Raw genomic sequence first — 1136 nt, forward strand, 5'->3', positions numbered from 1 at the left:
GGGTTACCGGTCATTAGGTGTGTCTATAGATTGTGTTTTTGTTTGGTGTGGTGGGTGAAAGTCTGGTTTGGTTAGCTTTTTTAGCTATAGATTTAATGGTTGTTGTGTTTTCTTGAGTTTGTGTTAAGGGGTGTTTTGGTTGCCTTGGCTTATGCCAAAGCAACTACCGGTTCGTTCATGCCCGTCTTGTAAGGGGTGGCGGGTAAAGAAAAATGGTGTCACCTCGGCTGGCGCACCTAGGTACAGGTGTCTTGATTGCGGGGCGTGTCATACCAAACACAGACCGCAGGCAAGGGCTGGCAACACGTATGAAGCGTTTGTTTCCTACCTGTTAGGTAAACACGCTCACAGTGAGCTCGATCGCGGTAGTGATCGCAGTGTTCGACGCAACTTCACGTGGTGTTGGAACCCGCTAGTGCCTACTCCACCGGTCAGTGGTGAAGTATGTGATCAAGTCTTCATCGACGGGACGTATCTAAATGGTGGGTGGGTAGTCTTAATCGCTTGTACCACTACTAACGTATTGAACTGGCAAGTATGCGCTAAAGAAACCACAGCTGCCTACCAAGCCCTCCTAGCCCCGATAGCCCCACCTCTAATGGTGGTAACAGACGGGGCAAAAGGTGGTGAGCGTGCCATTAACAGTTTGCGGCCCACCACTAAGATTCAACGTTGCCTAGTCCATGTACACCGCAATAACATCACTGACCTGACTCGCAAGCCTAAAACTACTGCCGGCCAGGACCTCATGTACTTATCACGACAATTAACCCGCATCACCAATACCGAACAGGCCGCTAACTGGCTTACCACTCTGGCTGCGTTTTACAACCAATACGACCAATACCTAAAACAACGTACCTTCGCTAAAGACCTACCCCAAGCCCTTAGAAAGCCTGGGCATAAATGGTGGTACACCCACGAACGTGACCGCCGCGTGTACTTCCGTCTCCAACGCCTAGCCAGAAAAGACCAACTATTTGCCTACCTGACCAACCCCACGCCAGCCCAAAACACTTCGACCTACAAGCCCCATGGGAAGACGGCCTATCAATCAGAAAAGCCTGGGCAGGCAAATACAAACCCTAAAACAACACGACACGCCACCAATAGACACACAAATTGTCCGGTAACCC

1 protein-coding gene is annotated in these 1136 nt (G+C 50.3%); it reads left to right on the forward strand.

Annotation, left to right across the window (positions count from 1 at the left end):
- Window positions 1-151: 151 nt before the first annotated feature.
- Window positions 152-1136: IS1249 family transposase (locus AC1DA5_RS10545; RefSeq protein ID WP_480290195.1), on the forward strand; the 985-nt coding region annotated here is incomplete at its 3' end.

This window comes from Pauljensenia sp. C0254C2 (assembly GCF_056583835.1).